The sequence below is a fragment of the Erwinia aeris genome (assembly GCF_041224955.1).
Classification (GTDB): Bacteria; Pseudomonadota; Gammaproteobacteria; order Enterobacterales; family Enterobacteriaceae; genus Erwinia; species Erwinia aeris.
Window position 1 is genome coordinate 112,752 of the sequence record NZ_JBGFFX010000009.1, and the last position, 21,357, is coordinate 134,108.

A 21,357-nucleotide genomic window follows, 5' to 3' on the forward strand; every position below is an offset into this window, starting at 1 on the left:
GGGAAAGGGGATAACCATGACGGAAAAAAGCGAGCTGGGTTGGTACGGCAAGCTGCCGGGCACCGGCGATTTTTTACAGCGTCGTCTGCCTGAACCCATCGTGGCCAGCTGGTCAAACTGGTTCCAGCTCGGCTTATCGCACTGGTATCAGCATGGCGAAGCCGTAGGCGAACTCTTTAGCCGCGCGCCCGTCTGGAATTTCGCCCTGCCCGCCACGCTTGGCGTACAACGGGTACAGATTGGCTGCCTGTTACCTTCGCGCGATCGCGTTGGCCGCAGCTGGCCCCTGCTGGCGCTACAGAGCGTGCCGGTCAGCCACTGGCATCCGGCGCAGCTTGCCGTTTCCGGCGACTGGTTTCGGGCGCTGGGCGAAGCGCTTCATCACGCGGTTTCGCAAACCTGTACGCCGGCCCAGCTTGAGCAGGCGCTGTTGAGCCTGCCGCCGCTGTCGCTGCCCGATACCAGCCGCTCCGATATTATGGACGTGATCGGCTATCAGGATCTGCCCTGCACGCTGGCCTGGCATGAGGTAGCCAACCGTTTTGACCCTATGCGCTATACCAGTTACTGGTGGACTAACCAAAGCGACGGCTATCCGTTAGCCAGCCATAAACACAGCGGTAATCTTACCGCCCGGCTCTTTACACAACTTTTTGACCCGGCCGCCGTAGCGCAGCCGGGTCGTCATGGACTCTATCCACCGATGTTTGAATAGGGTGACCGAATGACCCAGGTTTCAGGAAAAGCGCATGCGATTTACCCTTGTTGAGAGCAAAACCGAGGCGCCCGTTAACGTTTGTGATTTTGCTCCGCCCGGCGGCACAATAGGCCGAAGCGTAGATAACGATTTGGTTTTGCCAGACAGCGAACGCGCGATTTCACGTCTTCAGGCCGTGGTGCACGTTGCCGGGAACGGCGAGTGCAGGCTGACCAATCATGGCAGCGTGATTGCGATTTTACATAACCATGTCCCGCTGGCGCGCGGTAAGCAGATCCTGCTGCAGCACGGCGATCTGCTGGGGATCGGTGGCTATCAGATTGCGGTGAGCGATCCTACCCGCATTGAAGAAAAGCCCTTCAGCGACGTTGACCCGCTGACGCTGTTTACCGAGGATCGGGCGCTGCCGGAAGATCCCCTGGGGATCCTGAACGAACAGGTGCCGATTGTCGTCCCGGTGGAGCGCGAGCCTTCGCCCGTGCGGCAGCAGCACCGTCCCGGCGATGCCCGTTTGGGTATCGATCCTGTCGCTCACGAGCCTGCCCAGGCCGAACGCGCCGCCGGCGCAAGCAACGAGCAGCGTCTGCTGGCCGCGCTGATGGAAGGGATGGGGCTGGAAAGCGGGCCGGGAAAACCGCCTTTTACCGAAGAACAGATGCGTACTACGGGCAGAATGCTGAGCCTGTTTTCGCAAGGCACCGTCGCCCTGCTCTCTTCCCGCTCGATCCTTAAGCGCGGCGTGAAGGCGGAAATGACCATGATCCTGAACGAGGCCAATAACCCGTTCAAGATCCTGCCGTCGGGCAAAACGGTGCTGATGCAGATCTATCAGAGCCAGATGCCGGGTTTTATGCCACCTGAGCAGGCGGTACGCGATGCGCTGGTCGATTTGCAGGCGCACCAGCTGGGCATGATTGCCGGGATCCGGGCGATTATCGCCGCCATGCTGCAATCGTTTAATCCGCAGCGGCTGGAGGATCATGCCCGCCGCGACGGCAATCTGCCGCGCATTGGCCTCAGCGCCATAAAAAAAGCCGCCCTGTGGGACTATTTTTTGCGTCACTATCAAAATACCTCTGGCGAAATTGAGGATGATTTTCATACCCTTTTTGGCGACGCTTTCCTACAGGCCTATGATATGGAAGTGAATCAGTACAAAGATTCGCAAATCAGACCGGAACAAGAATGAAAATAAATCATGCCTCCACGTCGCAAACGGGCGCGCGTGAGAGTAATCAGGATGAAACCGGCGCGCGCGTAGGCGAGCACTCAGCGTGTTTTCTGGTCTGCGACGGCGTTGCCGGCACGGCTGGCGGCGAACAGGCTGCCCGCATCGCCCGCGACGTATTGCTGACGCACGCTGACGATCGTCCTTTTACCGCCTGCGACAGCAAAGCATGGGTGGAGGATGCGGAAGAAGCGATCCGCCTGGCGCAGAGGAAAAATCTGAATTTTGAGCGGATGAGCACCACGCTGGCGGCCCTGTTTATCGACCGCGATCGGCAGCTGGCCTGGTGGGCGCACGCGGGCGACAGCCGGGTTTACCACTTTCGCCGCGGGTTTATCCATTCTGTGACGCGCGACCATAGCCTGGCCCAGCAGCTAAAGGATGCTGGTGTAGATAATACCGGCATTAACAGTAACTTACTTTATAATGCTCTTGGCGCAGAAGGGACACAGCCCGTCAGCTACAGTGAAGTGATGCCGCTGGAGGATGGCGACGTCTTTCTGGTCTGCACCGACGGCTTCTGGTGCAATTTGCAGCCCGGCGAGATGGAGCAGGCTTTGCGCATGGTCAGCTCGCCCCATGAATGGCTGGCGCTGATGCATAAAGCGATCAATCGCAGCGAGAAAAAAGATAATTTAAGCGCGGTAGCTGTCTGGGTTGGCTCGCCGCAGGATACCACCCTGTTACAATCGATGGCGGATTCCGCTCGCTTTCTTCCGTCGCGTGATTAACCAAGGAACGCTATGAAATTCTGGTTGCCGGCTGTCACACTGTTGTTTGCAACTACCGCTCAGGCGGAAGACTACCGCGTGGTCTATTCTCCCAGCCTGGCGCTGGAAGTCTTTATCGATAACGTGGAAAGTAATGCGCCGAAGGACTGGTGTCAGGAGAATATCCCTCTGCGCATCGTCTCGGGCAAAAGCAAAGAGTCGAACGTGCTCAACACTTTTTTGCCGCGCGTAGGCAAGCTGCTGAATAACCAATGCGGCAAGCTGAGCGAGCTGCCGTGGCAGATGACCAACGAGGCGGGCTCGGTGCTCGCTTCCGGCACCGCCGCAAAAGTGCAAAACTGGCGGCCGATCGTTATTGCCGACGGCACCGCTGCGGCCACCGCCAGCAACGCGGAACCGCTGGATTTGTCGCAGCCTGCCAACAGCGCGCCGCTGCAGCATTTCGATCTGCCGGGCGGCTGCCACTTCCGCACCTGGTGGGACGAACGAGGCCAGTCGCTGTTTATTCCGGATGCCCGCCATCTTAGCTGCTCCACGGAAGGCTGGCTGGAAGGCAAAAGCGAACTGACGCTGGCCAGCAACGGCAAGACCCAGGCGATCCCCGTACAGTTTTATCAGGGCTTCCCTTTACGTAACCTGCACCCGTCGCCGGGCGAGCTGACTATCGTCGCCGCGAATAACCAGCGCCTGGTCGTGGCCAAAAAGAGCGCGCCGGACAGCTGGCTGCTGCTGACGTTTAATCCGCAGCTGCACGTCTGGTCTTTTGAAGGCGCGCTGCTGGTGAAAATGAGCAAAAGCCAGGCGAACGATGCCGCGCTGCTGAAAAATCGCGTTGAGGCGCTGCGCAAAACGTGGGGCGCGTTGACCAATCCGCAAGTGAAAATAAATGTGCTGCTGGTGAACGACCTGCATGCAGATCTGGCCGATCCGGCTATTGGCGCCTGGCGCACCGTTAACTGACTGCATTTTCCCGTAGGGTGAAAAGTCGCTAACGCTTAGAGAGTGTTTACTATGTCGGCAAACGATAAGAAAAACGTGCCCAATGCCCTTCCGGCCGGGCACCGTTTTAACGAATTTGAAATCAAAGAGGTTATCGGCGGCGGCGGCTTCGGCATTGTTTATCGCGCCTGGGATCATCTGCTGGAACGCACCATCGCTATTAAAGAGTATCTGCCGGTATCGCTGGTTTCGCGCGATGAGAACCTGACTATCGCGCTGCGCGGCGAACGCTATCAGAAACTGTTTACCGCCGGGCTGAACAGCTTTATCCAGGAAGCCCGCCTGCTGGCCCGGTTTAACCATCCCGGCCTGCTGCACGTGCTGCGCTTCTGGGAAGAAAACGGCACCGCCTATATGGGCACGCTGTACTACAGCGGCATGACGCTAAAGGAGTGGCAGCTGGGCAGCCCTGAAACGCTGACCGATGCCTGGATCCGCCAGCTGCTGCCGCCGCTGTTCGGCGCTATCGACACCATCCATCAGGCGGGCTATCTGCATCGCGATATCTCGCTGGACAATATTCAGATCCAGGATAACCAGCTGCCTGTGCTGCTGGACTTCGGCTCCGCCCGCAAGACCATCGGCAACCTTTCCGACCAGACGGAAATCATGCTTAAGCCAGGCTATGCGCCTATCGAGCAGTACAGCGAAGAGAGCGACAGCGATCAGGGGCCGTGGACGGATATTTATGCGCTGGGCGCGGTGCTGCATACGCTGGTGACCGGCAGTCCGCCGCCGGTCAGCGTGGTTCGCTGTATCGAGGATCGCTACCAGCCGCTGACCCAGCTGCGCCCTGAAGGATTTTCGCTGCCTTTGCTGAATGCGATTGACCGCGCGCTGGCGATGAAACCGCAGGATCGTCCGCAGACTGTCGATGAGTTTGCCGCGCTGATTGCGCTGCCGGTAAGTACGGTAGAAGAGCTGGTGACCAGCGTGACCAGGGTGCCTGAAGAGATCGTGACGCCAATCGTGACGCCGGAAGTGCAGCCGGAACCGCCAGCTATTACCGTGGCGCCCGCCTCGGCCAGTGCGGAGTATGCCTCGCTACGCCACCACAAACTGGCGAAACCGCTGATGATTGCCGCTGGCGTCGCGCTACTGGCGCTGATCGGGCTGGTAGTCGCGCTTAACCATGGCGATGACGCTTCCGCGCCGGAACAGTCTGCTGCGGCCGATAATGCCGGAGGCGCGACGCCATCGACCGCCGTCACGCCTGCGGACAAGCCGACCATCGCCACGGTCTATCTCAAGCTGACCAGCGGCGAAACGGTAATGCTGAATGGCAAATCTGTCGAGGCGAAGCCGAATACCAGCGGTTACGCCGCGCTTAATCTGTCTGCGGGACATTATACTATTGAGGTCCACGCTGCCGATTCTGCCGTGCATACTCAGCAGCTGGATATTGATAAACCGGGCACCTGGCTGATCAATCCCGGCTCCTGAGGACGCGGCTCAGCCGGCCAGGTCGTTGTGGTAGACCTGAAGATCGCGGACGCGCTGAACCAGATCGGTCAGGCAGTCATCATAAAGCCCGCGCCTTTTCAGCTCCTGCTCCAGCGAGAAAAGATATTGCGCGTTGGTGCCCAGCGGCCCGCTGGCCTGAGCAATCAGCGGCGCGATAGTCTGCGGGCAGGAGTCGGCCTCATACAACGCGTGACGCGGATCCATAACAAAGGCCAGTGCCGTCACGCTGCGACCGTCGGCCAGCTTCAGCTCGCACCAGGTCGGCAGGTAGCAGCCGGTAACCATCTCGCGTTTCCACAGCAGCTCCAGCTCCTCGGCCAGCTTCGCTTCCGGCAGGCGGAAGGCCAGCCCGGTGGTGCTGCCGCCCTCTTTCAATGCCAGCATCCGCCCCGGCTGCTGGGCGGTGCCGCGTCCGGCGGTAAGCCGCAGGCAAAACGCGCGATGCCAGCCGTTTAGCGTGCCTTCCGCTACCTCATCGGACTCGAATACCGGGTTCCACATCAACGAACCGTAGCCAAAAATCCACACCGGACTGTGATCGGGACGGCAGGCCAGGGTAGCCGCCAGCGAGGCCGCTCGCTGCTCGCAGCTCCACAGCAGCGATTCCTCAATGGCGCCAAAGGCCGTTTTACAATCTGCTTTGGCCAGGAAGTCTCTTGTTAACATTCGCCCTCTCCGCTACTGCCCGTTCCCTGCTGCATTTGTTGTGACATAAATGTGTCGTTACGCTTACCTGACCTTAAGTCATTTCAGGCGTGCCGATCAAGTTTGAAGCGCGTCACAAAAGAATAAATTTACCTTAGGTTTATCATCGGCGGCATAACGGGGAACTTCAGGGTGACGGCGGAGAAAAATCAGGGGTGACGGCGAGGACAGACGAGGCTGCCCGCGACGAGCAGCCCCACGGCATTCAATGCTTCTTATGCCACTTATCATCGTCGCCCTTTTCATACTGGTTTTTAACGGCTGCCCACGCCACCTTGTGCGCCACTTCTTCGCGCGACTCATCGCCCCGACGATCTTTCTTCTCTTTGTATTCATCCCAGGCGCTGTTAAACGCCTCCTGATAAATGTCCTGCGCGTGAGCGGGCAGCACGTTTTTGACACTGTCAGGCAGGGATTCTCTTGAACGGTATGGCATTATCGATCTCCTTGTTATCAGACGTTTTAAGCCTGGAACAAAATCGCCGCGGATGCCACTTATCTCTTTTCAGTGAGGTCATATAATAACTATTACGTAACAGTCGTTTATCTCGGTAAAATTGATGAATCTCCGCTTTAATCGTCATGATAAAAAGCAGAGAGTGATAAAAAACACTTTGTGAATCAAGATAATTACAGGGAGATGCACATTTAGGCCCAGCCCGGATAATTATCAGGTTATTCAGGTAAAATCATGTAAAGTTTACCGTCAGTTAACCTTACTGCCGTTACACTGCGGGCGGTTGTTATATAATCAATGCACACAGCAATGGTTGCGTCTGTTTCGCAGTTGGACGGTCAGAAAAGGAAATATTGCCTATGAGCGCGCAAGAAAGCGTCAGAACACGTCATAAAGAATCATCCCTGGTCCTGCCGCTCGCGGCCCTGGTTATCCTGTGGTTTTGGGGCGCCTCAGAATCTTTACCGGCCATCATCGGCATTAATTTGCTGGCGCTGGTGGCTATCCTTAGCAGCGCGTTCAGCGTGGTGCGACACGCGGACGTGCTTGCGCACCGCCTCGGCGAGCCTTACGGTTCGCTGATCCTCAGCCTCTCCGTAGTGATCCTGGAAGTCAGTCTGATTTCCGCGCTGATGGCGACGGGCGATGCGGCGCCGATGCTGATGCGCGATACGCTTTACTCTATCGTGATGATCGTAACCGGCGGGCTGGTGGGCTTCGCGCTGCTGCTGGGCGGGCGCAAGTTTGCCACCCAGTACGTTAATCTGGCGGGCGTAAAGCAGTATCTGATCGCTATTTTCCCGCTGGCCGTGCTGGTGCTGGTTTTCCCCAACGCGCTGCCGGAAGGCAATTTCAACGCTGGCCAGGCGCTGCTGATTTCCGCCATTTCTGCCGCGATGTACGGCGTGTTTCTGCTGATCCAGACCAAAACGCACCAAAGCCTGTTCGTTTATGAGCATGAGGACGAGGGCGACGACCCGCATCACGGCAAGCCGTCCGCCCACTCCAGCGTCTGGCATACCTGCTGGCTGCTGGTGCACCTGGTAGCCGTGATTGCCGTCACCAAAATGGATTCCAATACGCTGGGCGCTCTGCTGACCGAACTGAACGCGCCTGAGCAGTTCACCGGTTTCCTGGTGGCGCTGCTGATCCTCTCGCCGGAAGGCCTGGGCGCTATTAAAGCCGTGCTGGCGAATCAGGTGCAGCGTGCGATGAACCTCTTTTTCGGCTCGGTGCTGGCTACCATCTCGCTGACCGTGCCTACGGTAACCATTATCGCCACGCTCACCGGCCAGGAACTGATTTTCGGCCTGGAGCCGCCGCACATGGTGATTATGCTGGCCTCGCTGCTGCTGTGTCAGATCTCTTTTTCGACCGGCAGAACCAACGTGCTGAACGGCGCGGCGCATCTGGCGCTGTTTATCGGCTATCTGATGACGGTGATGCTGTAGGCGTTACGGCGCAAGATATCGCGGCCTGAGGGAAAGGCGGATAACGACTCTGCGGTTAAGGTATGAGATACGGCGTGACTCGCAGATCTGCGGTGACAGGATGTGAGGCAGACAGACTGAAGGTCGGCGGTGACAGGATGTGAGGCGAATTGATTAACAGGTTAGCTGTTCAGGCCGGCGCCCTCGGGGCAGCCGGCCTGATTTTTATCAGCTGCTGGTATCCAGCGCCGGGAAGTTTTTCACCAGATCGTCAATCGCTTTAATCTGCATCAGGAAAGGCTCCAGCTTGTCCAGCGGCAGCGCGGACGGGCCGTCGCATTTCGCATTGGCCGGATCCGGATGCGCTTCGATAAACAGCCCCGCCAGGCCGACAGCCATACCGGCACGCGCCAGCTCGGTAACCTGACCACGGCGACCGCTGGAAGCGGCACCAAACGGGTCGCGGCACTGCAGCGCGTGCGTCACGTCGAAAATGACCGGGCTACCGTTGGAAACCTGCTTCATAACGTTAAAGCCCAGCATGTCCACCACCAGGTTATCGTAGCCGAAGTTCGCGCCGCGATCGCACAGGATAACCTTCTCGTTGCCGCCTTCCGCGAACTTCTCAACGATGTTGCCCATCTGACCAGGGCTGACGAACTGCGGCTTCTTGACGTTGATGACCGCGCCGGTTTTCGCCATCGCTTCCACCAGATCGGTCTGACGCGCCAGGAAAGCAGGCAGCTGGATCACGTCAACCACGTCGGCCACCGGCTGCGCCTGGCTGGCTTCGTGCACGTCGGTGATAATTTTCACGCCGAAGGTCTGCTTCAGCTCCTGAAAAATCTTCATGCCCTCTTCCAGACCCGGCCCACGATAGGAGCGAATCGAAGAACGGTTAGCCTTGTCGAACGAGGCCTTAAACACGTAAGGGATGCCCAGCTTCTGGGTCACGGTGACGTAGTGCTCACAGATACGCATAGCGAGATCGCGCGATTCCAGTACGTTCATACCGCCAAACAGCACGAACGGCAGATCGTTTGCAACCTTAACATCACCAATGCTAACGACTTTTTGTTTCATCTCTTCGCCTTATTCTTTGTTTAACAGATTAGTGCAGCGTGATCTGTTTCTGTTCAATCGAATGGATCTGTAATTTAATCATTTCGCTGACCGGATCTTCCGGGCACTGTTCAACAAAATAGGTCAGATCGCTTACCGCCACATGCTCGCAGTCCAGCTGCGCGAAAATCAGCCCGCGATCGCGGATTTCATAAGGATCGTCCGGGTCCATATTGACCAGCACCTGGCTGACCTGCAGCGCCAGCTCCATCTGCTTTTCTTCCATCAGCGCGGCTTTCAGCGTATCCAGCATCTTGTTCAGCACCAGCTGCGGCTCCGCTTCCTGGAGATCGTCGTCGTACAGTTCAGCAACCGGGCCGATATTGCCCTTCAACCACACTTCCAGCGTGTGCTCATCCAGCGTTTCGCCGTTAAAGGGATTGATCAGCCACATCTCTTCGTCAATCCAGTCGGCCCGCAGAATCAGCTGCGTGGGAAAAATCACCGGCATCAGCGGCAGCGAGAGTTCGTGAGCGATATGCAGAAAGATCACGCCCAGCGAGACGGCGGTGCCCTGACGGGTTTTCAGCACGTTATCCAGCCACAGCGTGTCGGACAGGCGGTAAACGCCGCTCGCGCCGCCGAAGCCCCAACGCTGCCAGAACAGCTCAATCAGTTTCTCCAGCTGCAAATCCTGCTCCAGCTGTAATGGAATGGTGGCGCGCGCCTCTTTAACCAGCTCCGCCAGCTGCTTCTTCACGTCTTCAGCAGGAAACTCAGGACGGATGGCCAGCGTGGCCGCAATTACCGCCTCGCACAGCGGGGTCGCTGTGTCTTCTTCAGTTGCTATCGACGTCATACATTCCCCAACAATGGCATTTTTGTGGTGGCCAGATGGTAAATCATTACCAGCATCGCGGCCGCCACGATAAAAGCTATCCAGCGCGTTTTTTGCGCGCGTGGTTTGCGCCCAAGGGCAATAAAGCCAAGCGCGATATAGATAATAACGCCAAACAGCTTTTCAGTCAGCCATGCGCCCTGAGGCGTAAAGGGATAAAAGTGCGTTATCGCCACCAGCATCGCGCCCGAAAGCAGCAGCAGCGTGTCGTTAAGATGGGGCACGATGCGTACCCAGCGCTTTTGCAGCATCCCTGAGCCGGTCTGAAGCCAAAAGAAACGCAGCAGAAACAGCGTGGCGGTAAGGATTACCGTCAGCAGATGCAAATTTTTTACAGCACTGTACCAGTCAGCCATTTATTTTCCCTCGTTCAGGGTTTTTGCGCATAAGTCACGCGGTCATTGCAGCCATAATCCCGGGTGGTGGCGACGTTAACAAAACCGGCCGCCCGCAGGATCGCCTGCACGGCCTGCGCCTGTTGCCAGCCATGCTCTAACAGCAGCCAGCCGCCGGGCAGCAGCGCCTCTCCCGCCTGAGCGGCGATAATCCGGATATCAGCCAGGCCGCCATCCGCCGCCACCAGCGCGCTTTGCGGCTCAAAACGCACGTCGCCCTGCCGCAGATGTTCGTCGGCTTCATCAATATAGGGAGGATTGCTGACGATAACGGCAAAGCGTTCGCCCGCCAGCGCGCTGAACCAGTTGCTGAGGCGAAAAGCGGCGTTATGGATGCCAAGACGTTGCGCGTTGCGCTGCGCCAGCTCAACGGCGCCCTGGATGCGATCGACGCCGGTGACGCGACAGTCGGGCCGTTCACTGGCGATAGCCAGCGCAACCGCGCCGGTGCCGGTGCCCAGATCCAGTACCGCCGCCGGTTCGGCAGGAAGATGTGCCAGCGCCTGCTCCACCAGCAGCTCGGTGTCCGGCCGGGGAATAAGCGTATCGGGGGAAACGCTGAGCGGCAGCGACCAGAATTCACGCTCGCCGATCAGGTAAGCAATTGGCTCGCCATTGACGCGGCGAGCCAGCAGCGCAGCCAGACGATCCTGCTCGCTTTGGGTCAGCGCCGTCTCGTCAAAGGCGATTAGCCAGCTGCGGGAGCGGCCGGTGACAAAGCCCAGCAGGATCTCCGCATCTCTTTTCGGGCTTTCACTGCCCGCCAGTTCGGTAATGGCTCCTTTCAGCCACTGGCGAATCTCCATTACTCCTGCTCGGACAGGGCGGCCAGCTGGTCTGCCTGATACTCCTGCACCACAGGCTCAATCAGCATATCCAGCTTGCCCTGCATCGCTTCGTCCAGACGGTAGATGGTCAGGTTAATGCGGTGATCGGTAATACGACCCTGCGGATAGTTATAGGTGCGGTTGCGGTCGGAGCGATCGCCGCTGCCCAGCAGGTTGCGGCGCGTTGAGGCTTCTTCCTGCTGACGACGGGCGCTTTCGGCCGCGCGAATGCGGGAACCCAGCACCGCCAGCGCCTTGGCTTTGTTTTTGTGCTGCGAACGCTCGTCCTGACACTCCACTACGATGCCGGTCGGCAAGTGGGTAATACGGATAGCGGAGTCGGTGGTGTTAACGTGCTGGCCACCCGCGCCCGATGAGCGGAAGGTATCGATTTTCAGATCGCTCGGGTTGATATCCGGCAGCTCGGCTTCCGGCACTTCCGGCAGCACCGCAACGGTACAGGCGGAAGTGTGGATACGGCCCTGCGATTCCGTTTCCGGCACGCGCTGCACGCGATGGCCGCCGGACTCGAACTTCAGGCGGCCGTAGGCGCCTTCGCCGACGATTTTGGCGATCACTTCTTTATAACCGCCGTGCTCGCCCTCGTTGGCGCTCATCACTTCCACTTTCCAGCGGCGCGATTCCGCATAGCGGCTGTACATGCGGAAGAGATCGCCAGCGAAAATGGCCGCTTCGTCGCCGCCGGTGCCGGCACGCACTTCCAGATAGCAGTTGCGCTCGTCGTCCGGATCTTTCGGCAGCAGCAGCACCTGTAGCTCCTGCTCCAGCTGCTCGCTGGCCTCACGCGCCTCTTTCAGCTCTTCCTGCGCCATATCGCGCATTTCCGCATCGTTAAGCATCTCTTCGGCGGCGGCGATATCTTCCTGATTCTGCTGCCAACGACGGAAACACTGGCTGACATCGGTCAACTGCGCATACTCGCGCGACAGCGCGCGAAATCGCTCCTGATCGGCAATCACGCCAGCATCGCCCAGCATCGCCTCGACTTCCTCGTGGCGTTCCTGCAAGGCTTCCAGTTTGGCAACAATAGAAGGCTTCATGAATATTCCCTGTATATAAAGAGGTAAAAACGCTACAGCCCCAGGCCGTCGCGTAAAATCTGCAGGCGTTCGTCATCGCCGTCGCGGGCGGCCTGCTGAAGGGATTTGGTTGGGGCGTGGATCAATTTGTTGGTGAGCTTATGGGCCAGCTCACGCAGCACGGCCTGCGCATCTGCGCCCTGAGCCAGCGCCGCCAGGGCGCGCTCTTCCAGCTCGGCGCGCACCTGCTCGGCCTGCGAGCGATACTCGCGGATGGTCTGGCTGGCGCTCTGCGCGCGCAGCCACGACATAAACTCGTCGCTTTCCTGCACAACGATAGTTTCCGCCTGCACGGCGGCCGCTTTACGCTGCGCCATGTTGCTTTCGATAATCGCCTGGAGATCGTCCACGCTGTAGAGATAGGCGTTAGGCAGCTTGCCCACTTCCGGCTCGACGTCGCGCGGCACGGCGATATCCACCAGCAGCATCGGCTGATTGCGGCGCTGTTTCAGCGCGCGCTCCACCATTCCTTTACCGATAATCGGCAGCGGGCTGGCGGTAGAACTGATGATAATGTCGGCTTCTGCCAGACGCGAGTCGATCTCCGCCAGGCTGATGACTTCGGCATCAACCTCGTCGGCCAGCTTCTGGGCGCGTTCACGGGTGCGGTTAGCGATAATCAGCTTCTGCACTTTATGCTCGCGCAGATGGCGCGCGGCCAGCTCGATGGTTTCGCCCGCGCCGACCAGCAGCACGTTGACGGTGGACAACGACTCAAAGATCTGCCGCGCCAGCGTACAGGCGGCAAAGGCCACGGAAACGGCGCTGGCGCCGATATCGGTTTCCGTGCGCACGCGCTTGGCGACAGAGAAGGATTTCTGGAACATTCTCTCCAGCTCGCTGGAGATAGTGTGGCCGCGATGCGAATCGGCGTAGGCTTTTTTCACCTGGCCCAGGATCTGTGGCTCGCCGAGCACCAGCGAATCCAGCCCGCTGGCGACGCGCATCAGGTGGCTGACGGCTTCGTTATCGTGGTGCCAGTACAGGCTTTTACGCACTTCATCGGCGCTGAGCTGATGATAGTCGCACAGCCATTTCACCAGCTGTTCCTGCAGGTTTTCCTGTTGTTCAACGCTAAGGTATAACTCGGTCCTGTTACAGGTAGACAGCACGACGCCGCCCTGTACCAGCGGCTGAGCAAGCAGGCTGTCGAGAGCCTGATCCAGCGTATCCGGCGAGAACGTCACGCGTTCGCGCAGAGCCACAGGAGCCGTTTTATGATTTATTCCGAGTGCCAGCAACGTCATGAGTCAGGTCTGGGAGATCCCACTGTTGATAGGGTTTTGTGAGGCGCATTCTACAAGATGCGCGAGATCAAGAAAAGCCACATTCGCCGTTCGCTGCGATTGATATAGCTATTCAGCACGAAACAGGACAAATTGAGTATTGACGCGGCCCCTGGCGGTCGATAGTTTGAACGGTTACTTTGCGCGTCAGCGCCTGAACGGAGTCTGAGGAGTCCCCATGTTTATGTCGAATCGCCGCCTGCTGCGGCTTCTTCCGCTTGCCAGCGTGCTGCTGGCTGCCTGTAGCGTTAATAAACCCCAGGGGCCAGGACAAAGCGTCACCTCGCCACAGTGGCAGCAGCATCAGCAGGCTGTCGAAAAAATCACCCAGTACCAGACGCGCGGCGCTTTTGCCTATCTGTCCGACAAGCAAAAGGTCTACGCCCGTTTCAACTGGCAGCAAACCGCGCCGGATCGCTATCGTCTGCTGCTGACCAACCCGCTGGGCAGCACCGAACTCCAGCTGGACGCACAGGGCAGCGTGGTACAGCTGGTCGACAATAAAGGCAAGCGCTATACCAGCAACGACGCCGAGAAGATGATTTCGCAGCTGACCGGTATGGATATTCCGCTCAACAGCCTGCGTCAGTGGATGATGGGCCTGCCGGGCGACTCAACCGACTATACGCTGGACGATAAATATCGCCTGCGTAAAGTCAACTACAGCCGTAACGGCCAGCAGTGGACGGTGACCTATCAGGCCTATGACAACAAGCAGCAGCCTGCCCTGCCGGCCAATATGGAGCTGCGCGAAGGCGATCAGCGCATCAAGCTGAAAATGGATGGCTGGACGGTAAAATGACGGCAGTCGCTAAGTCGGTGGTCGCTAAGTGGCCCGCGCCCGCTAAACTTAATTTATTCCTCTACATTACTGGCCGTCGTCCTGACGGCTACCACGAGCTGCAAACGCTGTTCCAGTTTCTGGATTATGGCGATACGTTAAGCATCCAGCCGGACAGCAGCGGCCAGATTACGCTGCTGACGCCGGTCGACGGCGTGCCGGACGAAGAGAACCTGATCGTTCGCGCGGCCAGGCTGTTGCAGACGCGCGCCAGGCAGCAGGGCGTCCTGCCGGAAAACGCAGGCGCTTCGATCGCTATAGAAAAACGGCTGCCGATGGGCGGCGGACTGGGCGGCGGCTCTTCGGACGCCGCTACCGTGCTGGTGGCGCTGAATCACTACTGGCGAACCGGCTTCAGTTTTGCCGAGCTGGCGGCGCTGGGCCTGCGGCTGGGCGCGGACGTGCCGGTCTTTGTGCATGGCTTTGCCGCCTTTGCTGAAGGCGTTGGCGAAACGCTGACGCCGGTTAACCCGGCAGAAAAATGGTATCTGGTGATCCACCCTGGCGTTCACATCTCGACGCCGGTGGTGTTTAACGATCCTGAACTGATCCGCAACACGCCGGTAAGGGAAATCAGCCAGTTATTAGCGGATAATTACCGCAATGATTGTGAGCCAGTAGTAAGAAAACGTTTTCGCGAGGTTGAACAGCTTGTTTCCTGGCTGCTAGAATACGCGCCGTCGCGCCTGACCGGAACCGGCGCTTGCGTGTTCGCTGAATTTGACACCGAGCCCGCTGCCCGTCAGGTGGCTGAGCTTGCTTTGAAAAAGTGGCAGGGCTTTGTTGCGCGAGGCGTTAACGTCTCGCCGCTGCACCGCTACCTTTCCGAGCAATAAGAGCCGCGGCGACCGCTTCACCCTGTTCCTGAAGCGGCGCGGCGCTCGATTACACCCGTATGGACCCGTCAGCGGTATACCGCCCAGTGCCGCTGACGCAGATGTTCATTCTCTGGACGCAAAGCCTGAGGTTCTTCTCGTGCCTGATATGAAGCTTTTTGCTGGTAACGCCACCCCGGAACTAGCACAACGTATTGCCAACCGCCTTTACACTAGCCTGGGCGACGCCGCCGTCGGTCGTTTCAGTGATGGTGAAGTGAGCGTACAAATCAATGAAAATGTACGCGGTGGTGATATTTTCATCATCCAGTCCACCTGTGCACCTACCAACGATAACCTGATGGAACTGGTTGTTATGGTGGATGCCCTGCGCCGCGCTTCCGCTGGTCGTATTACCGCTGTTATCCCCTACTTTGGCTATGCCCGTCAGGACCGTCGCGTGCGTTCTGCTCGTGTGCCTATCACGGCTAAAGTAGTCGCGGATTTCCTTTCCAGCGTCGGCGTTGACCGCGTTCTGACTGTGGATCTGCATGCTGAACAGATTCAGGGCTTCTTTGACGTCCCGGTTGATAACGTTTTCGGCAGCCCAATCCTGCTGGAAGACATGCTGCAAATCGGTCTGGAAAACCCTATTGTGGTTTCGCCGGACATCGGCGGCGTGGTGCGCGCCCGCGCAATCGCCAAGCTGCTGAACGATACCGATATGGCTATCATCGATAAGCGTCGTCCGCGCGCCAACGTTTCGCAGGTGATGCACATCATCGGTGACGTGGCGGGCCGCGACTGCGTGCTGGTTGATGACATGATTGATACCGGCGGCACGCTGTGTAAAGCCGCCGAGGCGCTGAAGGAGCGTGGCGCGAAGCGTGTCTTCGCTTACGCCACTCACCCTATTTTCTCCGGCAATGCCGTAGAAAACCTGCGTCATTCTGTGATTGACGAAGTGGTGGTTTGCGACACCATTCCGCTGCCGGAAGAGATCAAAGCCCTGCCGAACGTGCGTACGCTAACGCTCTCCGGCATGCTGGCGGAGGCTATTCGCCGTATCAGCAACGAAGAGTCTATCTCTGCGATGTTTGAGCACTAATCGGATAGCTGCGGCTAAACGAAAAGCGGGACAGATTATCTGTCCCGCTTTTTTTATGGCGTAGCCGGCTATCAGTGATGGCCGTGTCCCGAAGCGCGACGGCAGCGCTTGTCGCCATAGTGGCGCACCCAGTAGTAATGATCGGTGATTTTTTCGCGGCCGCTAAGGCGGGCGCCGACCAACCACATCAGCGCGCCGATAAAGATGGCGAAAATAGAGCCGTTAACCAGCATTTGCGGCAGCTGTAGCTGCGGCAGTTGATTCAGTACGGCATAGCCTATGCCGGTTACCATGACGGCCAGGCCGATCACCATCAGGGCGTTGCCGGTTAAATTAGCGTGTCTGCGTTTCATTTGTCACCTCCAGATGCCAGTGCATTCCTGTGCGGTTAGTGCCATAAGTTTATGCAATGGCTGGCGGATGCGTTGCGGGCCAGATCACATTTGTTGCTAAAAGTTTGACAAAACTTTACGCGCACTTCGCTGATTTTTCTATAGAAAACGCATTATCACCCTGATCAACTATTGTGATATAGCGCGCACTTTTGAGTTCTGTCGCCGCTCTTAGTACACTAGCGCCCTTCCCTGATGCAGCCTTTTAGGAAAACAGACAAGTGAGCAGCATTAAACTGATTGTCGGCCTTGCCAATCCCGGTGCGGAATATGCCGCCACGCGCCATAACGCGGGCGCCTGGTATGTGGATTTACTGGCTCAACGACACAATCAGTCGTTAAAAGAAGAGAGTAAGTTTTACGGCTACACGGCCCGGCTCAATATCGGTGGCGAAGACGTCAGGCTGCTGGTGCCGACGACCTTTATGAACCTGAGCGGCAAGGCCGTTGCGGCAATGGCCACCTTCTACCGTATCGCGCCGGAAGAGATCCTGGTAGCGCATGACGAGCTGGATCTGCCACCGGGCGTGGCAAAATTCAAACAGGGCGGCGGCCACGGCGGCCATAACGGCCTGAAAGATATTATCAGCAGGCTGGGCAATAACCTGAACTTCCACCGTCTGCGCATCGGTATCGGCCATCCGGGCGATCGCAACAAGGTCGTGGGTTTTGTCTTGGGCAAGCCGCAGGCGGCGGAACAGACGCTGATCGACAACGCCATTGACGAAGCGGCGCGCTGCACCGAGGTGTGGCTGAAGGAAGACAGGCTAAAGGCGATGAACCGGCTGCACAGTTTTAAAGGTTAAGCTAATGAAGGCTGGCTGATTGCTGATAAAAGCGCTCAACCAGCCGTCTGGATTAAGCAAAGAGCTTAAGCAGCGCTACGCCAGTCAGAACAAATACGGCCAGGCAGAGTAGCGCCCAAATAACCGAAAACCATGAGAAATCCATCCATTCCATTAACTTCCAGGGGCTGGCAAAGATTCGGCTCATTACTCTGCCGGGGCGGCGTATAAAAGGGATGCCTTGTGGCCATGCCGCCCAAAACACCATCGACAACACCAGTATCGCAAGCAGCATAACCAGCGCAATGCCGCCATGACCGGAAGGCGGCATAGTAACGATGGCGGCAAAAAACAGTCCGCCAAAAAATAGCTGGATCGCCATCAGCGAGAAAATAAATTCGGTAAAGAGAAACCACTTCACCCATTGCGGCCTGCTTTGAAGGCCCAGCATGACGGCGTCATTGATATACAGGTAAAACATCACTGTCAGAACAGCGATAGCGCTAACGGTCGTATTGATGCCCGACAGAGGGATAACCGCATTAAAGACCAACGCCCAGAACACCAGCAAAAAAATCCCCTGCCAGCTGAGCGCCGCGCGAGGTTGACTCAGGAACCGCAGCACAGGCTGATTTAGCCGTGGAACAATTTCAGGAAAATAATACCCCAACCTGTTTGCCTGTTGTGCAAGGAGCGTGAGCAGACCCGGTATCAGGCGTATCCAGAAAGGCACCTTTTCGCTATCGCTCTTTAGCAGGCGAATCGCTGCCCTGTTGAGCATCGTGCCGTGCTTCTCTTCTGCCTCCATCTCTTTCCATGCCCGGTTCACTTCAGTTTCGCGTAGTTGTTCATGCAGCGCCTCCTGAATGTGATACGGAATAATATGGCTGTAGTCGTACTCGTCCATTCCCCATCCCAACAGGCCGCTGACGCGTTCAAGCAGGCCTTCGGTCAAACCGGGACTCTCTGCCAGCGCAGCCGCAAGCTGTCGATGGAAAAGCTGTTGCTGCTGCAGGCTCCCCGCTTTGAACACGCTCTCTGACAGGCGATTCATCATAATAATGCCTGTCATTTCTGTGTTTACCAGCTGATACGCCAGTTTATGCAGCTCCTTTTCGCTGTACAGCAAATCTGCTTCAGGAGGGACGGCTGTTTCTCCAACGGTAAAGCCGTTGGCGACTTCACCCTGTTGGATCAGAGGTTCAGGTTCGTGCTTCTCCTGTATCGGCGGTAAAATATCGGCAGTGCTGTCCTCGTGATCAACGATAATGTCAGCCTGCGCCCGTCGCTTTGCCTCATCGAATGCTTCACGCAGCTGCTGATAGCCTGCCGGATCGCTATCCGGTCGATGTTTTTTTAACTGGCGGGCATACGCACGGCGGATTTCCCCTTCATCACGCGTGGGTGACAGTTCAAGCGTCTGCCAGATGCTCATGGCAGGAGGCCCTCTTTGTACTGCTGTAAAAAGTGTTCGGCATCTTCTCTTGATGAGGCAATACGGCGAAGATCCTGACCCTCCAGCGCCTGTTCAAACGCGGTAGTCAGCCGATCCATCCATGCTCGCTCATCGCCAAGTAAGCGTTCATAAAGGCGCGAACAGCGAGCGAGCAGCTCACGATTTTCCTGGCGATCGCGAGGATGCTGTTTAATATCGGCCAGCTTTTGCAGGCTGGCGGCAATTTGCTCTTCGCTCATCTGCCCCGGCACCTTTTCTATCACCAGCCGTGCTATTACCGGACTGCCGTCATAGCGACACTCCACTTCCAGCAGGCCGTCCAGCGTGTAGGTGAACCGCACGTCAACGGTCAGTTCACCTGCCGGTCGAGGAGGAACATCAATACTCATTTCGCCGAGAAAAACGTTATCCTGAACCCTGCGCCCTTCTCCCTGATATATTTTCAGCAGGACGCAGGTCTGATTGTCGCTAACTGTATTCAGCGTCTCGGTTTTGCTTACCGGCAAAAAGGTATTGCGCTCAATAAGCGGCAGGAAAAAGCCGGGTTCAATCTGATTACCATGGCGCTTAACCACCTCAATGCCGAGGGAAAACGGCATCACGTCGGTAAGAATAATGTCTTCGACCGCAGCATCGGCCATCACCATTCCGGCCTGTATACCTGCGCCAAGCGCAACAGCTTCGTCTGGATTGAGATCGTGGCGAGGGAAACGCCCAAAAAGCCGCGCAACGGTTTGTCGAACCAGCGGCATACGGGTTGCGCCGCCCACCAGCAATATGTGGTCGAGATCCTGAAGAGAAAAACGCGCATCGTGCAGCGCCTGCTGTACCGGACGCTGTAAACGCATCAACAGCGGCTGGCTGCACTCGGCCAGCTGAGCCTCCGTAAAAGTCCAGCTCCACTGCCGACCGGCCCATTCCAGCGAAGCCTTAGCCTCGGTAGCGTGGCTCAGCATTTGCTTCATGCTTTCCGCTTTTGCCAGCAGCGCCGCTGCCAGCCCGGCCTGCGCAGATTTCAGCTCGGGATGCTGGCTCAGCATCCACTGTACAATCGCCTGTGAGAAATCATCGCCGCCAAGCCGGATATCGCCGCTGCTGGCACGAACTTCCACCACGCCCTCGAACATATCAATGACGGATACGTCAAATGTCCCGCCGCCAAGATCGAAAGTGAGGTATTTTTGCTCACGATTTTCCAGCAGGCCAAAAGCAAGTGACGCGGCGGTTGGCTCATTAAGCAAGCGTATTGCGTCCAGCCCAGCCAGCCGGGCAGCATTTTTCACCGCCCGACGCTGAACGTCATTAAAATAAGCGGGTACGGTAATAACGGCCTGTGTTAATTTTTGCCCAAGCCAGCTTTCCGCATCCTCTTTGAGCTGGCGCAGTAATAATGCCGACAACTCTTCGGCACGAAATTGCCTGGAACCAAGTGCCAGCGAAACCTCCGTGCCCATATAACGCTTAAAACTCGCCTGGGTCAGCGCATGATGGCTTTGCAACCGTTCGCGCGCCGGACGTCCAATAATCAGATTAGCTTGCTCATCAAGGCCTACAACCGAGGGCGTTAATACCTCGCCCCATTTATTCGGGACTAAAACGGCTTGACCCTTTTGCCAGACGCAAACCGCGCTATTAGTGGTTCCAAGGTCAATTCCTATAACCTGCTCAATTGCCATGAGTTGTCCTTACTTCCCTGTGGAAGCCATTTAATTTCAGATAAGGAAACGTTATTCGATGCTTATAAATAACTTTTTCTGTTCAGGTAAAGAGCTGCTATCCATTGTTTCAAACTCTCAGCCAGGCCTGAAGGGGATCGGAATATTCTTCCCCAAAATAGATTGAACCCTACGTCAGACAGCTATTGGCTTCCGGTTCTGGCTAACCGTTAACCCCCATCCGTGCCATCAAGTGCGTCCAGCGCCATCGTCTGCGCATAGTAGCCCTGCACGCCCCAGACTTTGTTGGCGGCCAGCTTCTCCAGCTGCCCCTCGTTCTCTACGCCCTCCACCAGCACGCGGTTGGTGTAGCGGCGAATATGGGCGATCAGCACGTTAAAGAACGGCTTGCTGATATTATCGAGATAAAACTGCCGATCCAGCTTAACCACTTCAAACATCTTCGACTGTAACGCGTTCAGATTGGCATCGCCTGCCCCTAAATCATCCAGCCATAAGATGTTCAGCCGATCGGTCAGCGCCCGCAGCAGAGGATTGTTTGGCCCGTCGTGCAGGTTGGGGAAATTTTCAGAAAGCTTCAGCCGCAAAAAAGGCAGCTGGCTGAGGATTTGCTGGATAAAAGGCGATTCGGTTACCGCGCAAGCCAGCGGAAAATCGATGGTCAGGCAGCACAGCAGCCCGTGCAGCTGAAAATAGTCCGCGTAGCGTTCTACCGTCAACAGCTGATCCAACAATCGGCTCTCGGCGTCCCCGGTTTGCGGCGCGGTCTGGTGTGGTAAAACGGTGAGCTCAAGCGCAATCAGCTCGCCGCTAAGAGAGTGAATCGGAACGTAACAGTAATTATTAGTCATGCTTTATAGCCAGCTCAGGACGCCCTGCCAGTGATTATATTCGTCATATCGTCAAAAACCAGTGATTTAATCTAAACCACTGGGCAATATAACGATTTTTATATATATCGGCAGGGCCAGCCTTAGCTTTACG

Annotated in this window: 22 protein-coding genes; 10 read left to right on the forward strand and 12 right to left on the reverse strand. The window is 57.1% G+C overall.

Annotated features, from left to right (window positions below):
* Positions 1–16 precede the first annotated feature (16 nt).
* The 5 genes from tagF to AB6T85_RS15455 are packed head-to-tail and all read left to right on the forward strand — an operon-like array spanning position 17 to position 5,119.
* Positions 17–715: a type VI secretion system-associated protein TagF gene (tagF, locus tag AB6T85_RS15435; protein ID WP_253454489.1), complete on the forward strand. Its 699-nt coding sequence runs from the start codon at positions 17–19 to the stop codon at positions 713–715.
* A gap of 34 nt (positions 716–749) precedes the next feature.
* Positions 750–1,907, forward strand: a complete 1,158-nt coding sequence (gene tagH, locus AB6T85_RS15440) for a type VI secretion system-associated FHA domain protein TagH (RefSeq protein WP_369896043.1) — start codon at positions 750–752, stop codon at positions 1,905–1,907.
* On the forward strand, positions 1,904–2,677 hold the full coding sequence (locus AB6T85_RS15445) for a PP2C family protein-serine/threonine phosphatase (protein ID WP_253454491.1): 774 nt from the start codon (positions 1,904–1,906) through the stop codon (positions 2,675–2,677). The genes tagH and AB6T85_RS15445 overlap by 4 nt, the downstream gene beginning before the upstream one ends.
* 12 nt (positions 2,678–2,689) lie before the next feature.
* The gene (locus AB6T85_RS15450) at positions 2,690–3,637 is read left to right on the forward strand and encodes a hypothetical protein (RefSeq protein ID WP_253454492.1); all 948 of its coding nucleotides are present in this window, start codon (positions 2,690–2,692) and stop codon (positions 3,635–3,637) included.
* 51 nt (positions 3,638–3,688) lie between these two features.
* Positions 3,689–5,119 (forward strand): serine/threonine protein kinase, encoded by a 1,431-nt coding sequence (locus tag AB6T85_RS15455; protein ID WP_369896045.1) that lies wholly within the window; start codon positions 3,689–3,691, stop codon positions 5,117–5,119.
* Positions 5,120–5,128: 9 nt separating this feature from the next.
* On the opposite strand, the gene AB6T85_RS15460 is transcribed toward AB6T85_RS15455, so the two are convergent.
* On the reverse strand, positions 5,129–5,806 hold the full coding sequence (locus AB6T85_RS15460) for a gamma-glutamylcyclotransferase (protein ID WP_253454494.1): 678 nt from the start codon (positions 5,804–5,806) through the stop codon (positions 5,129–5,131).
* Between the two features lie 244 nt (positions 5,807–6,050).
* On the reverse strand, positions 6,051–6,281 hold the full coding sequence (gene chaB / locus AB6T85_RS15465) for a putative cation transport regulator ChaB (RefSeq protein ID WP_253454495.1): 231 nt from the start codon (positions 6,279–6,281) through the stop codon (positions 6,051–6,053).
* 380 nt (positions 6,282–6,661) lie between these two features.
* Here chaB and chaA point away from each other — a divergent pair, with 380 nt between their 5' ends.
* On the forward strand, positions 6,662–7,753 hold the full coding sequence (gene chaA, locus AB6T85_RS15470) for a sodium-potassium/proton antiporter ChaA (protein WP_369896047.1): 1,092 nt from the start codon (positions 6,662–6,664) through the stop codon (positions 7,751–7,753).
* 207 nt (positions 7,754–7,960) lie between these two features.
* Here the strand turns inward: chaA and kdsA are convergent, their stop codons facing one another.
* The 6 genes from kdsA to hemA are packed head-to-tail and all read right to left on the reverse strand — an operon-like array spanning position 7,961 to position 13,261.
* Positions 7,961–8,815, reverse strand: a complete 855-nt coding sequence (gene kdsA, locus AB6T85_RS15475; RefSeq protein WP_125289716.1) for a 3-deoxy-8-phosphooctulonate synthase — start codon at positions 8,813–8,815, stop codon at positions 7,961–7,963.
* 28 nt (positions 8,816–8,843) lie between these two features.
* Positions 8,844–9,653, reverse strand: coding sequence for an invasion regulator SirB1 (gene sirB1 / locus AB6T85_RS15480; protein ID WP_253454497.1), 810 nt, complete (start codon positions 9,651–9,653; stop codon positions 8,844–8,846).
* Entirely contained in the window at positions 9,650–10,048 is a 399-nt protein-coding gene (locus AB6T85_RS15485; protein WP_125289714.1) for a SirB2 family protein, read from the reverse strand. The genes sirB1 and AB6T85_RS15485 overlap by 4 nt, the downstream gene beginning before the upstream one ends.
* Before the next feature lie 14 nt (positions 10,049–10,062).
* The gene (gene prmC, locus AB6T85_RS15490; RefSeq protein WP_369896048.1) at positions 10,063–10,893 is read right to left on the reverse strand and encodes a peptide chain release factor N(5)-glutamine methyltransferase; all 831 of its coding nucleotides are present in this window, start codon (positions 10,891–10,893) and stop codon (positions 10,063–10,065) included.
* Positions 10,893–11,975 carry a peptide chain release factor 1 gene (prfA, locus tag AB6T85_RS15495; protein ID WP_253454499.1) on the reverse strand — a complete coding sequence of 361 codons (1,083 nt, stop codon included), beginning with the start codon at positions 11,973–11,975 and terminating at the stop codon, positions 10,893–10,895. The genes prmC and prfA overlap by 1 nt, the downstream gene beginning before the upstream one ends.
* 32 nt (positions 11,976–12,007) lie before the next feature.
* A complete protein-coding gene (gene hemA, locus AB6T85_RS15500) occupies positions 12,008–13,261 on the reverse strand; it encodes a glutamyl-tRNA reductase (RefSeq protein WP_253454500.1) in 1,254 nt (417 codons plus the stop codon).
* Positions 13,262–13,478: 217 nt separating this feature from the next.
* On the opposite strand from hemA, the gene lolB reads away from it, so the two are divergent.
* The 3 genes from lolB (at position 13,479) to prs (ending at position 16,064) form a co-directional block, all read left to right on the forward strand.
* Positions 13,479–14,102: a lipoprotein insertase outer membrane protein LolB gene (lolB, locus tag AB6T85_RS15505; RefSeq protein ID WP_369896049.1), complete on the forward strand. Its 624-nt coding sequence runs from the start codon at positions 13,479–13,481 to the stop codon at positions 14,100–14,102.
* A 17-nt stretch (positions 14,103–14,119) separates the two neighbouring features.
* The gene (ispE, locus tag AB6T85_RS15510; protein WP_253461009.1) at positions 14,120–14,977 is read left to right on the forward strand and encodes a 4-(cytidine 5'-diphospho)-2-C-methyl-D-erythritol kinase; all 858 of its coding nucleotides are present in this window, start codon (positions 14,120–14,122) and stop codon (positions 14,975–14,977) included.
* 139 nt (positions 14,978–15,116) lie between these two features.
* The gene (gene prs / locus AB6T85_RS15515) at positions 15,117–16,064 is read left to right on the forward strand and encodes a ribose-phosphate diphosphokinase (protein WP_124232585.1); all 948 of its coding nucleotides are present in this window, start codon (positions 15,117–15,119) and stop codon (positions 16,062–16,064) included.
* A gap of 71 nt (positions 16,065–16,135) precedes the next feature.
* On the opposite strand, the gene ychH is transcribed toward prs, so the two are convergent.
* Complete coding sequence (gene ychH, locus AB6T85_RS15520; RefSeq protein ID WP_125289708.1) at positions 16,136–16,417, reverse strand: stress-induced protein YchH; 282 nt, start codon at positions 16,415–16,417, stop codon at positions 16,136–16,138.
* Between the two features lie 260 nt (positions 16,418–16,677).
* On the opposite strand from ychH, the gene pth reads away from it, so the two are divergent.
* Positions 16,678–17,262 carry an aminoacyl-tRNA hydrolase gene (pth, locus tag AB6T85_RS15525; protein ID WP_125289707.1) on the forward strand — a complete coding sequence of 195 codons (585 nt, stop codon included), beginning with the start codon at positions 16,678–16,680 and terminating at the stop codon, positions 17,260–17,262.
* 52 nt (positions 17,263–17,314) lie between these two features.
* On the opposite strand, the gene AB6T85_RS15530 is transcribed toward pth, so the two are convergent.
* The 3 genes from AB6T85_RS15530 to AB6T85_RS15540 form a co-directional block, all read right to left on the reverse strand.
* Positions 17,315–18,676 (reverse strand): J domain-containing protein, encoded by a 1,362-nt coding sequence (locus AB6T85_RS15530; protein ID WP_369896052.1) that lies wholly within the window; start codon positions 18,674–18,676, stop codon positions 17,315–17,317.
* Positions 18,673–20,373 (reverse strand): Hsp70 family protein, encoded by a 1,701-nt coding sequence (locus AB6T85_RS15535; protein ID WP_369896054.1) that lies wholly within the window; start codon positions 20,371–20,373, stop codon positions 18,673–18,675. The genes AB6T85_RS15530 and AB6T85_RS15535 overlap by 4 nt, the downstream gene beginning before the upstream one ends.
* 209 nt (positions 20,374–20,582) lie before the next feature.
* Positions 20,583–21,224, reverse strand: coding sequence for an EAL domain-containing protein (locus tag AB6T85_RS15540; RefSeq protein ID WP_253454504.1), 642 nt, complete (start codon positions 21,222–21,224; stop codon positions 20,583–20,585).
* Positions 21,225–21,357: the final 133 nt, after the last annotated feature.